The sequence below is a fragment of the Peribacillus asahii genome (genome assembly GCF_004006295.1).
GTDB lineage: Bacteria > Bacillota > Bacilli > Bacillales > DSM-1321 > Peribacillus > Peribacillus asahii_A.
The window spans coordinates 1,208,636-1,223,959 of record NZ_CP026095.1 but is presented as its reverse complement, the minus strand read 5'-3'; the positions used below and the strand labels follow the sequence as shown (position 1 = coordinate 1,223,959).

At 35.9% G+C, this 15,324-nt stretch carries 10 protein-coding genes and 1 pseudogene; 5 read left to right on the top strand and 6 right to left on the bottom strand.

The features are described from left to right. Positions 1-169 precede the first annotated feature (169 nt). Complete coding sequence (locus tag BAOM_RS06065; RefSeq protein WP_127759507.1) at positions 170-1,003, bottom strand: alkaline phosphatase family protein; 834 nt, start codon at positions 1,001-1,003, stop codon at positions 170-172. After that, complete coding sequence (locus BAOM_RS06060) at positions 993-2,105, bottom strand: ABC transporter substrate-binding protein (RefSeq protein ID WP_127759506.1); 1,113 nt, start codon at positions 2,103-2,105, stop codon at positions 993-995. Before BAOM_RS06060 ends, BAOM_RS06065 begins: the two co-directional genes overlap by 11 nt. 622 nt (positions 2,106-2,727) lie before the next feature. Between BAOM_RS06060 and BAOM_RS06055 the strand changes: the two genes are divergently transcribed. Beyond that, positions 2,728-2,910: a YolD-like family protein gene (locus BAOM_RS06055; RefSeq protein WP_127759505.1), complete on the top strand. Its 183-nt coding sequence runs from the start codon at positions 2,728-2,730 to the stop codon at positions 2,908-2,910. A 325-nt stretch (positions 2,911-3,235) separates the two neighbouring features. Further along, the gene (locus BAOM_RS06050) at positions 3,236-4,450 is read left to right on the top strand and encodes a sensor histidine kinase (protein WP_252283229.1); all 1,215 of its coding nucleotides are present in this window, start codon (positions 3,236-3,238) and stop codon (positions 4,448-4,450) included. A 93-nt stretch (positions 4,451-4,543) separates the two neighbouring features. On the opposite strand, the gene BAOM_RS06045 is transcribed toward BAOM_RS06050, so the two are convergent. Continuing rightward, entirely contained in the window at positions 4,544-4,831 is a 288-nt protein-coding gene (locus BAOM_RS06045) for a nucleotidyl cyclase domain-containing protein (protein ID WP_127759503.1), read from the bottom strand. A 325-nt stretch (positions 4,832-5,156) separates the two neighbouring features. Here BAOM_RS06045 and BAOM_RS06040 point away from each other — a divergent pair, with 325 nt between their 5' ends. Further along, positions 5,157-6,176, top strand: a complete 1,020-nt coding sequence (locus BAOM_RS06040; RefSeq protein WP_127759502.1) for a C40 family peptidase — start codon at positions 5,157-5,159, stop codon at positions 6,174-6,176. 128 nt (positions 6,177-6,304) lie between these two features. On the opposite strand, the gene BAOM_RS06035 is transcribed toward BAOM_RS06040, so the two are convergent. Beyond that, entirely contained in the window at positions 6,305-7,561 is a 1,257-nt protein-coding gene (locus BAOM_RS06035) for a sensor domain-containing diguanylate cyclase (RefSeq protein WP_127759501.1), read from the bottom strand. Positions 7,562-8,029: 468 nt separating this feature from the next. Then, a pseudogene (locus BAOM_RS24880) lies at positions 8,030-8,755 on the bottom strand (SDR family NAD(P)-dependent oxidoreductase). A 374-nt stretch (positions 8,756-9,129) separates the two neighbouring features. Between BAOM_RS24880 and BAOM_RS06020 the strand changes: the two are divergent. Continuing rightward, positions 9,130-13,002: a dynamin family protein gene (locus BAOM_RS06020; RefSeq protein ID WP_127759498.1), complete on the top strand. Its 3,873-nt coding sequence runs from the start codon at positions 9,130-9,132 to the stop codon at positions 13,000-13,002. Between the two features lie 300 nt (positions 13,003-13,302). Here BAOM_RS06020 and BAOM_RS06015 read toward each other — a convergent pair whose 3' ends face one another. Further along, complete coding sequence (locus BAOM_RS06015; RefSeq protein ID WP_127759497.1) at positions 13,303-13,509, bottom strand: CDGSH iron-sulfur domain-containing protein; 207 nt, start codon at positions 13,507-13,509, stop codon at positions 13,303-13,305. Between the two features lie 396 nt (positions 13,510-13,905). Here BAOM_RS06015 and BAOM_RS06010 point away from each other — a divergent pair, with 396 nt between their 5' ends. Beyond that, a complete protein-coding gene (locus tag BAOM_RS06010; protein WP_180319820.1) occupies positions 13,906-15,267 on the top strand; it encodes an amino acid permease in 1,362 nt (453 codons plus the stop codon). The last annotated feature ends 57 nt before the right edge of the window (positions 15,268-15,324 follow it).

Sequence of the window (15,324 nt, the reverse complement as noted above, 5' to 3'; positions counted from 1 at the left end):
ACAAACAGAATAAAAGGCAATAAAAGAGCTAATAAGTAAACTTTTTGTTTTTTTATTTTTCTCAAGACGTCTCGCTCCTCGATATTCATTAACAATTTGGGAATTGGTTTAACAGTTCGTTAAACCAATTCCAGTCAATCTTCATTTTAATGTTGTAGAAGCATCTCTTTTAAAGAGTGATTTTTCTTTTCAAACCTGGCAATTGATATGAAATCATTTTATCGGACGGCTTAATATTTAAAAGTTCACAAACGAGTGGAGCAAGAGCTAATTGCGGAACCGTCTCACTGTAAATGCCAGGCTCAACTTTTGGACTAATAATAAAGAGTGGTACGTCACGCTCACCATCAGTTATGCCGCCATGATTGCCATATTCACTCATACCATGATCAGATGTAATTAAAATGTGGTAACCTTCTGCAATCCAAATTGGTAAAAGTTGTGCCAACAAGCTTCCCATTTTTAAGATTTGCTCACGATATTCTTTCGATTCAGAACCAAAAGCTTCTCCTTTTACATCTACACCGAGCGGATGGATATATAAAAAGTGCGGGTCATGCTTCCTACGCAAAACTTCTGCATCCATTAACACATGACTGTCTGGATAGTCATCGTCCCAATAAAATTTTCCATATTGAATAGGCTTAGACGTATCCTCCTGCTCACGATCTTCAATAAAATGAAACGGCGCGCGATTATAAAGTTCGCTTATCCAGTAATAGGATACTGTTCCGTTTCTTAAACCGTTTTCTTTCGTAAGATGAAAGAGACTCTTCTCAGTAGATAGACGAACGGTTTGATTGGACGTAATTCCGTTTACTGATGCTGGTGTACCTGTCAGTAATACTTCATATAAGGGACGGGAAAGACTCGGAAGTTCCGACTTTACTTTATAAAGTGCTGCCTGATTTGTTTCAACTAGATGTTGAATAAATCCGAGCGCCTCACACGCTTTATCATATCTCATACCATCAACAACAATCGTTATCACTTTATTTGACATGGACTAACACCTCTTCTTGCCAAAGCTGTGGTAACGTTTTAGACGTTTCTTCCCAAGCTTTGTAATCTTCAATTGGTTTTGCATTTTTATACTGTTCTTCTGGAACCATTTTTTCAGCTACCTCTTTCGGAAGTTCTACATCGCGAATTGGACGGGCAAATCCTTTAGCCAAGTTAATTTGTCCTTCATCGCTTAAAATGTATTCTCTAGTTGCCATCGCAGCATGTGGATGCTTTGCATATTTGTTAATAATCGTTGCGTAGCCGCTCACAACTGAACCTTCACTAGGAATGGTCACTTCAAATTGGTTACGGTTGATTTGTTCAGCGTAACCAAGTGCATTAAAGTCCCAAACAATGGCAACTTCCACTTCCCCTTTTTCGATATTAGCCGGCTTGGCATCCGTTAAACTTAGTCGGCCTTGCTTAGCGAGCTTAACAAAATAGGCAATCCCTGGTTGGAGATTTGTTTCATCACCGCCGTTAGCGATAGCAGCGGCAAGAACAGCCATCTGGTTCTGTGTACCACGCTGAACATCTCCAACTGTTACTTTATAATCTCCTTTTAATATGTCATCCCAGGATTTTGGCGGATTATCCACCAATTCTTTATTAGTAAGGAAGGCAATCGTTCCCTGGTAACCAGCCACCCAATCTCCGTTGTCATCCTTTGCCCAATCAGGTACCTCGTCCCAATAAGAGGTCTTATATGGCATCGTTAATTTTTTCTGTTCCGCAATTGGCCCAAACGAAATCCCTACATCACCGATATCAGCTGTTGCATTCTTTCCTTCAGATTCCATTTTGGAAATCTCTTCCGCACTGGACAAATCCGTATCATTGTGTTCCAGTTCATATTTTTTCGTCACTTCACCCCATGTTTCTCCCCAGTTAGCCCATGAATCAGGCATACCGACACTATTAATTGCTCCCTCTTCTTTTGCCTTGGTTTGGATTTCTTTCAAGGTTAATGAATTCGGATCACTAACAACTGGAGTAGCCGACTCTTTAGTATCTCCACAAGCAGCTAATCCCACTACACTCATTCCTAACACCGCAGCTTGAATAGACTTGTAAACTTTCTTCTTAAATATCAAATTCATAAAAAGTGCCTCCGTTTGTGTGGTTTGTTTAACGTTTGTTAATGATTATTACGGATTAATCATAATCTGACAGTGTTAACACCACATTAATCCTATATTAAGACTTTGTAAATCCGCTTTTTATTTCAATCAATGGCTTTTAATCCTGTGTAAACGTCAAAGTTTTTTCCTCTTTTCTTCTCTTCTTTAACCGAGAATCTTCATTAAAAAAGCTGGGGTGATTGGCATGTAAATACTGCCTCTCCCCAGCTTTTCAAGTAAAAATCCTTCACATACAAAACTGCCACTTAGACAATAAATCTAAAACTTTTCTGTATAGAAATCATAATGTCGTTTAATTTTGATGTGAAAAACTAAGAGCAATACTACAATTTGTATGTAGTATTGCTCTTTAAAGTTGTTTAATTCAGGTGTCAAATCTTCGATCAACCTTTTTAAGGATTTCTTTATTAATGAAAGACAGTTTTCATTATTTTGATGTCACTCGTACCCTTTTACAGATTAGATAATATTCACTTTACTCGTTTAATAAATATCTTTAACATGTTCTTCATCCTATCTTAAAAGAATTATTCTATAGTGGAATTGTGTAAACCATTACTTAATCATAAGGAGGATATAGATGTACCTAAAAAAGCTAACGGAAAATAGACCTATTACGATTGATTATTGTACAAACGGAGCCTTACAAACCTTCAAAGGACGTGTTTATGACCTGAACCTTATTGAACAAAGGCTGTCCTTAAAGGATGAAAAACAAAAGCCCTTTTCCATCCGCTTATCCAGTATCAAACATATTTATTAATCAAACAAGTTAAATAAAGAAACTTCTTAACTTAGACCAAATGGATCTAGGTTTTTTATTTATCTTTAACTAAGCCTTTCATTTATATAAATAAGACCCATGATTATCCTTTTCTAATAGCAACTCTAACTCCTCCCGACGACATACTATTTTGTCACCTGTCAATCATAAATTTTTCCCAAATCATTTAATCATTTATGTTATTATGGTTGAATAGTATAGCTTTTTATAATTAGAAAACTTTAAACTAGCATATTAGAAAATGTTAATCGACTTAAAATGACAAACAACAAAAGGAGTATGTATGAAGGAGTTTTATCCTCAAATGAATAAGAAACTATATTATGCGGTAGTGCTCATCTGGACAGCTGTAATGATCATGGGTTTATTATTGGATAATCCACGCTTGGGTGGATTTGATTTAGGTTACATCTTACATAGTGTTCTTGCTATCATTCTATTTACATGTTTATGGCTTTATCCGAAGTATAGAAATCATAGTTTTAGAATTGTTATTATTATCATGGCATCCACTTTCCTGTATACCGTTTTCTTTTTATATCCAGGCGCTTGGTCTACTTTTATTTTCCTATGCCTTATTCCTGCTATTTCTATTTTATTTTTTGATTCAAAGTTGTTTCATTTTTCCTTAATCTTAAACGCACTCTTAATAATAGGTACATTTAGTTATATTATAGGAATGGATCAAAGCAATCAGTTTTCTCATATAAAAGGGGATTTAGCAGGTGATGCTGTCAACTTTATAGGAAGTCAAGTCATTATCTATCTCATTTATCATGTATCGTACGAACGTATAAAAAAACAGCAATTATATTATGAACAATTACAACATTCAGAACGATTAAAGACAACAGGACAATTAGCAGCGGCTGTTGCACACGAAATTAGAAATCCTTTGACAGTTGTTAAAGGGTTTTTGCAGCTCTACAGTGAAAAAGATTGTCCAGTTAATAAGGATATAAGAGAAACGTTTACTCTAATGATTGACGAATTAAATACGGCCGAAGAAGTTATTTCTCAATTTTTAACGATTGCAAAGCCAGATAAAGATAAAAAACTGGAAATCGTAAATGTTCATAACGTTCTTCAAAGTGTAACAGATTTACTTAAATCATATGGGCTTTTACGTGATAATAAGATTGATTTACAAGTAGATGAAGATTGTTATATCTGCGCTAACAACATAGAGTATAAACAATTAATGATCAATATCATTAAAAATGCCCTTGAGGCTTCCAAAATTGGGGATTCCGTTATTGTTAAGGCAAAAAGTAAAAATCAATTCGTAGAAATGAAAGTAATCGATTATGGTGACGGAATGTCAGAAGAGGAAATAAAGCCTCTTGGCACTCCTTTTTATTCTTTAAAAAGCAATGGGACAGGATTAGGTTTAATGATTTGCTACCATATAATAGAGAAATATAATGGAAGCATTGATTTCCAAAGCTCAAAAGGGCAAGGGACAACCGTTACAATCTGCTTTCCCTCAAAAAATTGTGAGCTTATCCAGATTGACTAATAATGAATAAAGGAGAGGAGGCTTATTTTAGAAAAATAAGCCTCCTCTCCTTTATTTTTATCCAAAAAAACTTAGTGCTATATAAACGGCCGCTTAATGTTGAATAGATTCTTCACTTTTTACTGCTCGCATTTGTTTATCATTCATTTTTACTTCGTACATACTCGAATCCGCTTTAACGATTAACTCTTTTAAATGATCAGCATCTGAGGGATAGCTAGCTTTATCAACGGAAACAGATACATCACCTTTATGCGGCCAATTTTCCCTTTTCATTTGATCTTTAAAATGATTGATTTTATTGTTAAGAACGGCAGCCATACAGCTTATACTGATAACTCTTCCTCTATACCCTAATGCGCTACCAGCTTTTAGTCTCACTTATGTAGTCTCCCTTCTTAATTATAAGGCTCTGTTATAGGGTGCTGTTGACTTTTGACTTACTCTCGTAAAACAGCGTTTATACTGTAACCAAGAAAAATTATATTAGAAAAGTAGAAAATGGTCTATATGGGTTGAATATCCCTTAGTTGTAATTTTATACATAAAAACCATTTAAATCCATTATTGAGCACCCCGTAATGTTCTCGTAATATTTGAAATGTATTTTTATTTAAATTGTCATGTTCTTTTTTTTGTTATCTCTCTATAATTAAATTGAAATTGAAATTTAATCTTTATGATTATTCGGGAGGAAGCTTTCTTTATGAAGAAGTTAAAAAAATCTTTTATTGTCGCAGGAACTATTATTGGTACCCTAGTTGCCAGTACTTCTGCTTATGCTAATACATACCAAGTAAAATCAGGTGACACTTTATATAAAATTGCTAAAGTACATAATACAACTGTTCAACAATTAAAAACTAAAAACAATTTAACTAGTAATCTTATTAGACCTGGACAAGTTTTACAGATTAATGAATCTACTAGTAATAAGAGTACAACCTCAACAAAAAAACATGTGGTCAAACTAGGAGATTCACTTAGTGGCATCGCTGCACGATATAATACCTCTCTTAGCAAGTTACTTGCATTAAATCCTGAGATTTCTAATCCAAACCGTATCTATGTTGGTCAATCCATTCGTGTATCTGGACAAGCCTCTGCAGCTAAGGCTACTACGGCGTCTGTAAGCAGCAGTTCAAGTAATACATATAAAGTTAAATCAGGCGATACTCTCTCCAAAATCGCTAAAACACATAATACAACCGTAAAAGCTTTACTTTCTTTAAACCCAAGCATTTCAAATGCAAATGCCATTCGCGTTGGTCAATCTATTAAACTTTCTGGAAAAGCTTCATCAGCAGTAGCTAAACCACAGTCTACTTCAACTGCTACAACTGCTGCCGCTGAAGCAAATCAAGTATTAGCTGCTGGTGCAAAATATTTAGGGGCGAAGTATGTGTACGGTGCCAGCACCTCACGTACTGATGCTTTCGATTGTTCTTCATTCACATGGAGAGCATTCCAAGCTGTAGGTGTTACCTTACCTCGAACTTCATCAGCTCAAGCTCAAGTTGGGACACCTGTATCAAAAAGCACCTTACAAAAAGGAGATTTAGTATTTTTTGATACCGACTATGATGGTTCTATTAATCACGTAGGAATTTATGCCGGTAACGGACAGATGCTGAATGCTTCTACATCTAAAGGTGTATCTTATGCAAACATTAACAGTTCTTACTGGGAACCTCGTTTTGTAAAAGCTGTTCGTGTTCTTAAATAAAAACAGCATATAATCATTAAAACCTCCCTTTTTATTTGAAGGGAGGCTTTTTTATATAGATAGTTTCTTCATTCATTTTCTAGATCCCTAATTAAGATTTATGCAATGAATCTACTGGAACACCCTCTTCATGTTCCGGAACTGACCACTCGATTTCGCCCGCCTTTTTTAGCACGATACAGAGCTTCATCTGCTCTTCTGTACAAACTATAGAATGATTCAAATTCCCTTCTTTGGGCAACTCCAAAACTAGCTGTGAGTTTGCCAGCAATTGAATGCCCGCTATCTTCTATCACTGTCCGAATCTTTTCTGCCACAACAACGGCATCATCAATGGTACTTCGCCGCATCAATATGACAAACTCTTCACCACCGAGTCTAGCCAAAATATCGGATTTACGTATAATACTGCGTGTTATTTCAGCAATATGTTTCAATACCTCATCTCCAACAGGATGTCCCCAAGTATCATTTACACGCTTAAAATGATCCAAGTCGAAAATGATTATAGAAACCGCCTCATGACTAGCATCTGCATGCTCAAACTTCTCTTTTATTCTCTGTTCAATAAAATGCCGGTTATATAAGCCTGTTAACTCATCCGTAATAGCAAGATTCTTTAATACTTTATTTTTCTTCTGCAATGTTTTATTCAGTTGAATCAAATTCTTTTCTGCTACGCGTTTTTCTGTAATATCTCTTGCAGAAGCATAGATATATTTACCGTTAGGCTGGGAGCGCCAATCAATATATTTGTATGAACCATCCTTGCAGCGAACCCTATTTACAAAACTCAATATTTCTTTCTGATCTTCTAAGTCCTTCATTGCAGCTAAAGTCGAAGGTACATCATCCGTATGTACGAGAGAAACAAAGCTTTCACCTAGCATTTCCTCAAATGTATATCCTAGCACATGTTCAAATTGTTTATTAATTTTCAGAAACTGTCCATCTGTAGTGGCAACGCAAAGCATATCCAGATTTACTTTTAGAAAGCCTTCGATTTCCTTATCCAACATATATTCCTTCGTAACATCGACATATATGCAGCCAAAAATATGCTCATGCAGCGGAAATACCTTAACTCGAATCCACTTTTGAATCGAATAATGATTCATATCAAACTGCGTTGCTTTTTGACTCATAATTGCATTATTAAAGGTTTCCTTCCATTGGGACTCGCCTTCCCAGCCTTCCGGGAACGCTTCATAAAAGCTTTTACCAATAACATCTGAAGCTTTTACCCCCATCAGAGTTTCATATGTCTGATTTACTGCTAAAAATTCATAGTCACAAGGAATCCCCCGTTCATCCATGATAGCCCTGTGATATGAATAAGCTGTTGGTGATTTTTCAAAGAACTCCTTAAGGTACTGTTCTTTCATATGCTTTACCCCACTTACATAGTTTCCCTTATCGTAAACTTTATTAATATGATACTACTAGTTATCCACACACTTCTCTTCAATCATATATAAAGCAAGATTTTTCCTATCTCTGTATTTTACTATATATTTCGCTTCGCAATAACGAATGTAAACATACTTGTTCCCTTCAAAGCACAAACATTGAACTTTATTTATATCGGAAAAATATCTTTCTGTTTAATATTTAGCGTTTGGCTGTCAATATACCATTTATTTTAACTTTGGCTCTTTTAAATGACACTGTTAATTGTTGGACTATCTAAATCAGTAATCACAACTTTAAGAACGAGGAACAGCTTGAATGAACAAAGCCCCTCTCAACATCGATAAAACCAACAATGTCAAGAAGAGCTAATGCAATTAGCTACGAGGAGCATGAATTCCATAATCATCAATTTAAGTATTGCACGCTCCTCTCAATCAAACTTATAGATGTGGTGACATTCCACCGGCAACTGCTAGGATTTGTCCAGTCACATACCTTGATTCATCGCTGCTTAAAAATAGAGCTGCATTTGCTACATCGATTGGTTCCCCCAATCGATCAAGGATAATTTGATTTTTATACGCTTGTATGTCTTCTTCATTCATTCTCTCCACCGCTGATGTTTGAATAACACCAGGAGCAATACAATTAACATTTATATAAGGCCCTAACTTCATTGCAGCCGTTTTCGTTAGAGAGGCTACACCTGCTTTAGCAGCTCCATAATCAGAAAACCCTTTTGCTCCAGCTAGATGAATAGAGGAAATATTTACGATTTTCCCATATTTTTTAGCCATCATCTGATTAGCTACTAACTGAATACAATTGACAGTTCCCTTTAAATTTAGTTTCCACGTATCATCCCATCGGTTTACGTCCATTTCCATAATTGACTGATTCATCTATGCTCCTCGAACGCCGCCGACCACGTTGATTAAAATATCTATTGATTGAAAACGATCTTGACCTGCTTGAACAACCTCTTGAATCTCAGAAAGATTTAATACGTTAGAGCGTATAGCAACTACTTCTGTTAGACTAGCTACTTTTTCTTCTGTTTGTTTTAACCTATTTTCCGATATATCCGTTAATACAAGTGCTGCTCCTTCTTCCGCAAACCGTAAAGCAATAGCTTGCCCCATAGCCCCCCCTGCACCTGTAATCATTGCAACTCGATCTTTAAGACGCATGCTTCTCCCCCTTATCATTATTAAGAAATGGATATAAACACCGCTACAATCAAAACTACTCTTTTAAATTCTAAGCAGATTCACAAAATACCTTTTTCACAATTTCAAACAAAATTGATTATTCATTTAAGATTCATCTATAGAATTCATAAATCCGTCGATATTACATATGAACCTAGCGAGCAGTAAGAATTAATACTTTTTTGAACAATTTTATGATAAAAAAATTGATACGGGTGTCAGATATGTTCAATAATATAGGCAACGCCTTGCCGTCTTTTATACAATAGAAATGCCCCGCTCTTTAGATGAGATTTTATAGTACATTTTTTCATAAAGGATAAATCGTCGTGATTGGAAGTGAGAAAGATATGAGTGATAATACGGAACTTGGCAAGCTAGATGAAACGATTATGAACGCTAATTATACGACCCAAATGGTGCAGGAGCGATTACGTGAGCTAAATCATATCTTTAAAGAAGATGCGAATGAAGAGTGTTTGAAAAAAGGAGAAGATCTTTTAGCCAAGGCGAGCCGTAACGAATACGCTATTGGTTTTTGCGGCCATTTTTCAGCCGGAAAGTCCACTTTAATTAATGAATTATTAGGAGAAACCATTTTACCATCTCACCCTATTCCTACTAGTGCCAACATTGTTAAAATTCATCATGGTCCTCCATTTGTAAAGGTACTATTTAAAGAAAAGGGCTTGCTTACGCTAGAAAACCCGAACGATTTAACACAAATTCAAAGCTACTGCCGTGACGGAGATTCAGTGACAGAAATAGAAATTAGCAATCCAAATGCAAATTTACCAGAAGGTGTTGCCTTTATCGATACTCCAGGAATCGACTCTACAGATGATGCTCATCGTGTCGCAACGGAATCAAGTCTTCATTTAGTTGATTCTATTGTCTATATGATGGATTATCATCATGTTCAATCGGAGGTTAACTTTTCCTTTTTAAAACAAATAACAACAAGTAATAAAGATTGTATAATCGTTGTTAATCAAATTGATAAACATTTGGAAACAGAAATTCCATTTTCTTTGTTTCGCGAGCAAGTCCATCAATCGTTAGTAGACCATAATATAAGCTTCAATGAATTATTATTTGTTTCCGGAAAAGTACATAACGCGCGTTTCAATGAGCTTGATCAATTAAAGTCATGCTTAGAAACGTATATCACCTCGAAAGAAAAAAGAGTTTTACTAAATATCGTAAAAGAAGGATTTATGTTAATCGAACAACATAAAAAGTGGTTAAAAAAACAATACAATAAAGAGTTAACGGAGTATGGCGAAATATTGACCCCTCATCAATTAGAGGATGAGGCAGAGCTAAGAAAGAGCTTGAAAGCAACTAAAGAAAAGCTCATTCCTTTAGATGACTTGCAAGAACACTTTGAAATTGAATTTGAAGAAAAACTTAAAACCGTATTACAAAACGCAAATTTAATGCCCTATCACACAAGAAATCTAGCAAGAGACTTTCTTGAATCCGAACAGCTTAGTTTTAAATTAAATGGTTTGTTTTCTAGAAAAAAAACTAGAGCAGAAAAGGAAAAAAGAAAAACTGAATTTTTCAACGAAGTGAAAGAAAATGCAAGAACTTATTTAGATATTCACATTAAAGATTTACTCTTTAAACATATGGAAGCCTATGAAATTGATGATGAGGCAGTTCAGTTATCCATACATCGGTTTGAAGGAAACCTTGAGCCAGATATCATTACAAATTTGTTAAAGCGAGGCGCTTTGTTTTCACATGAGTATGTTCTTAACTACTGTCAATCCGTTATAGAATCCGTACATGCGCATTACAAAAAAGCAGCGAGAGTCCAATTAGAAGAAGCAATAAAGGCTTTACGAAAACGAGAAGGTTCACAACAAAAAAATCAAATTAGAAAACGGGATGAATTGGAAAGAAAGTTAGCCGCCATTTCAGGAATTAAGAATATCCATAACAAAGTTGAAACGAGGGTTAACTCCTTACGAGAACTGTTACGTCATAACACATCTCAAACCATTATGGAGAACGAAAGCCACCCTTTACAATCTTCATCATCATTTACATTTACTAAAGGAAGAGCAGTTTCTGTTCGGCCGAAGAAATGGACCGTTAATATTGGGGAATTATTTACAAACGAAAAAAAAGAAAAACAAGTCGATCTCAACCATCTCAATGAAAAGCGTCAGCAAACAGCAGACAGTCTCATAGAAATAGCCGCTCAAATTGAGAAATATAAAGGATTGCATTCATATAGTCTAGACTTAGGAGAACGAGCGGACAGGCTGAGAAATCAAAGGTTTATCGTGACGTTATTTGGAGCTTTTAGTGCGGGGAAGTCCTCTTTCGCCAATGCTTTAATAGGAGAGAATATATTACCCGTCTCGCCAAGCCCAACAACTGCAGCTATCAATCAAATCTTGCCGCCAACTCAGGAGTACCCTCACGAAACGGTCATTGTGAACTTTAAACAAGAACAAGATTTATTAAAGGATATTAACGATGCCCTTTCCCCTTCTGAAACTTCAGTTGAAAGTATTTCAGAGCTCTTTCAATTGTTATCAAAACGGGAAGAAATTCTTAAAGAAATAGCCGAAAAAGAACAGGTTGATAACGATAACACCGATTCCAATGAGCAGAAAAAAGAAGAAAAGCGAGACCCTCTAGAATTGTTGGATAAAGGACAAATTGCCTTATTAAAAGCCATTCAATTAGGATATGACGAAATGAATGCTTTAATTAACCAAGAAAAGAAGGTCTCCATCACTGAATTTCAAAGACTTGTTGCTACAGAACAACACGCTTGTTTTATTGAGAAGATCAACTTGTATTATGACTGCCCAATCACACGACAAGGCATCATTCTCGTCGATACTCCAGGCGCTGATTCGATTCACCGTCGTCATACTGAACTCGCTTTTAATTATATTAAAGAATCGGATGCTGTTCTTTTTGTTACATATTACAATCACGCTTTTTCAAAAGCGGACCGGGAGTTTCTTATCCAGCTTGGTCGTATTAAGGACTGTTTTACCAATGATAAAATGTTCTTTATTGTAAATGCAGCCGATTTAGCGGAAAATGCAGAAGAAGTACAACATGTTTTAACTCATGTGGAAAAAGAACTTCTTCGTTGCGGAATTCGTTACCCGTCTATCTTCCCTGTATCCAGTCAGCTGGCCATGTATGCGAAGATATATATAAGAGGGGCCTGTACACAAGAGCAAAAGCAACTTTATGAATCAAAAATCCCGGAGCCATCACGAAAGAATGGAGTGAGCTATTCAGGTTTAGCTGTCTTTGAGGAAGCACTTCACCGTTTTACATTAAATGATTTAACGGAGCTTTCTATTCAATCATCCATCCATGACCTTTCAATGATTACTGGGATTATGGATAGCTGGCTGCATGCAGCAGATATAGATGAATCAGAAAGAGTAAAACGATTAAACGAAGCCTTTATAAAAAAAGAGCAAGCCGTTGAAACGATTCGCACAAGTCAGGATGATATTGAAGAAAAGTTAGTGCTGCAAGAAATTCACGAACTTCTTTATTATGTAAAACAGCGTGTGTTTTATCGTTATTTTGATGAATTTAAAGATATTTTTACGTTTAGTCGTTTTCGGGAAGGAGACTTTCATACCACATTAAGGAAATGTCTGAGTGAAATTATACAATTTATTGCCTATGATCTCACGCAAGAAATGAGAGCCACTTCTTTTCGCATTGAAGTATTTCTAAAAAAGCAGCTGAAAGAGAAACATCGACGTTTAACGGGGACGATTGAAAAGGATGTCCATCACACATTTTTTATGCCGTATAGTGAGCCAACTATCGATTTGCTTTCTTTTTCAGAAGAGATGCATGATTTTTCATTTGGACAATATGAACAATTGCTAGAGCGTTATCAAAATATGAAAGATTCCTTTATAGTAAAAGGCAACCGCGTATTACGGGACGAGCTTGAAGAAAAGCTAAGAGGACCTGTAGATAAGTATATAAAAAACCAGCGCGAAAAGATTGAATTGCACTATTACTCCCTTTTCCAAAAAGAGATGATGAAATTAAAGGAATCCTTACTTATACAGGCAGAAGATTTTTTCAAAGGAGAAATTACAGCTTTATCTGTAGAGATAGATAACAATGACTTAAAGAACACACATGCATTTATTCACAGGAAACTACAGGAATTAAAAAGTCACGTATATTGAAAGAGCTGAGGTGCTGTCTAAAAAGCGAAGGACATTTCCTGTCTAGATTTCTGAATTTTGTCCTTCATGACTCGAATGAAGGACATTTTCTTTGGCTGATTGCCGAATTTTGTCCTTCATGTCCCTTATGAAGGATTTCCATTCATTGTCCTCCTTATCAGCTTCCTAAATTCACGTTGCAAGAGTAAGCTTAGTTTCAAATTATTGTATCCTAAAAATAAAAAAGCTAATGGTCATGTTTTAAGAACCAATAGCTCGACTTTCTAACATTCATTTGTCTAACCTTACACTATGTAAAACTTATTCTGCTCGCGGAGCACTATTGAATTCAATTTTTTTATGCGTTCCATCACAAAAGGGTTGTTTCCCGGATTGGCCGCATCGGCAAAGAGAAAAAGTATTTCCCACACTATATGCATCTCCATTACCGTCCACTAATTCAACGTTCCCATTAACGCGAATAGAACCATTATCGTTAATTTTAATAACTACTTTTTCTTGTTCCAAACGAAAGACACCTCTTTTCTATTCATTACACTTGATTACGAACTAATCTAGACAAGCATTGCACTATTTAGTAATGTGTCAAAAAGAGTAGATTTATTCCATGTATGCGCTTGAAAACATCATAATTTTATACATTATACAAAAAACTCACCAATAAATTAAAGGGTTGTGATTTTTTCATTTGATTCATAACCAATAACGTTACTACTTAATTAATCAAAAGCTGCAGTAACTTCATGCCATTCCCCATATCCTACATAATCAGCATTCTCTCCATACATAACACATTCCTCTGTTCATGAAGATTTGTTACTATAAGCGGCTTATTTTGCCAAAGCTGCTTGCACATAAAACAAAAGCCCTTATCAAAGGATAATACTTGATATGCGAGGAGGTATGGCATTGGATTTTTTTATTCCTAGTGGTCAAAGTAAGGGTAACAAAGGTAATAAAGAAGGAAATTTAAAATGGTGGCAATTGTCCTTAATAGGAGTTGGCTGTACGATTGGTACAGGTTTTTTTCTCGGATCAGCCATTGGTATAGAAATAACAGGTCCCTCTATTGTCTTTTCCTTTTTATTAGCAGCCATTGGAACCTATATTGTATACAACTTATTAGCTAAAATGACGGCTGAGGATCCTCAAGATGGATCGTTTTGCTACTATGCAAACAAAGCTTATGGGCGTTGGGCTGGATTTAGCTGCGGCTGGGGATATTGGAGTTCAAATATCCTCATTATGGGCAGCCAATTAACAGCTCTATCCATCTTATCAAGATTTTGGTTCCCCCATGTTCCCCTTTGGCTGTTTGCAACTGGATACGCCATTCTCTCTATTATTGTCGTGTTAACCGGTAACAAAGGTTTTGATAAAGTAGAGAATGTATTGGCCGTTATCAAAACAGCCGCTATTGTTATGTTTATTATTCTTGCCGCTGCTGCCATATTCGGGTGGATTGGTGGGGATGTAAAACATGCTGGGTTTCCGAATTCAACGAAGGAACTATTTCCTGAAGGATGGAAAGGTTTTTGGTCTTCTTTAATCTATGCTTTTTACGCTTATGGAGGAATAGAAGTCATTGGACTAATGGCCATGAGATTAAAAAAGAAAGAAGACGCCCCAAAAGCGGGAATTATTATGTTAATCGTACTAGCTATCATTTATATTATTTCGCTTGGACTTGCCGTCTATATGGCTGCGCATGGAGCGTTTAATTCAAAGGAAAGTCCTTTTGTAACAGCACTCGATAAATATCATTTTAATTTTTTTCCGCATGTATTTAATGCAGCAATCATTATGGCTGGTTTTTCAACAATGACCGCTTCATTATTCGGGGTAACAACACTTCTTGTCACGCTAGCAGATGGCGGCGATGCTCCAGCTGTGTTTTCTAAAAAGATTAAAAAGTGGAAGGACCTCCCTTTCCCTTCTTTATTACTCGCAACGATTGGATTAATCGCATCCATCGTTACCGCTCTATTGTTACCTGGTAAAATTTATGAGTACATTACGACAGCTGCAGGGATTTTGATTTTATTCAATTGGTCTTTCATTATTATTTCTGCTCTTCGTATTTTAGAAATGAAAGTATGGGGGAAGTTGTTAGCTTTTATCGGGATTGCCCTCATCCTTGCAGCAGTAAGCGGAACATTGATGGAGAAAAGCATTCGCATGGGCTTTTTTGTTAGTTTGTTATTTGTCGCTATTATAGGCCTAGTTGCACTTATTATGCAAAAAAAGGTCTGGAATGCGGAGTAAACCTAAGGTGAATCCACCTATACCTGCATGTTTAACAGCAAAAGTCGCATTGTTTTT

Bases quoted from the DNA above. Each gene is read 5' to 3' on its own strand.
- BAOM_RS06065 (WP_127759507.1), bottom strand. From the start codon at position 1,003: ATGTCAAATAAAGTGATAACGATTGTTGTTGATGGTATGAGATATGAT.
- BAOM_RS06060 (WP_127759506.1), bottom strand. From the start codon at position 2,105: ATGAATTTGATATTTAAGAAGAAAGTTTACAAGTCTATTCAAGCTGCG.
- BAOM_RS06055 (WP_127759505.1), top strand. From the start codon at position 2,728: ATGTACCTAAAAAAGCTAACGGAAAATAGACCTATTACGATTGATTAT.
- BAOM_RS06050 (WP_252283229.1), top strand. From the start codon at position 3,236: ATGAATAAGAAACTATATTATGCGGTAGTGCTCATCTGGACAGCTGTA.
- BAOM_RS06040 (WP_127759502.1), top strand. From the start codon at position 5,157: ATGAAGAAGTTAAAAAAATCTTTTATTGTCGCAGGAACTATTATTGGT.
- BAOM_RS06035 (WP_127759501.1), bottom strand. From the start codon at position 7,561: ATGAAAGAACAGTACCTTAAGGAGTTCTTTGAAAAATCACCAACAGCT.
- BAOM_RS06010 (WP_180319820.1), top strand. From the start codon at position 13,906: ATGGCATTGGATTTTTTTATTCCTAGTGGTCAAAGTAAGGGTAACAAA.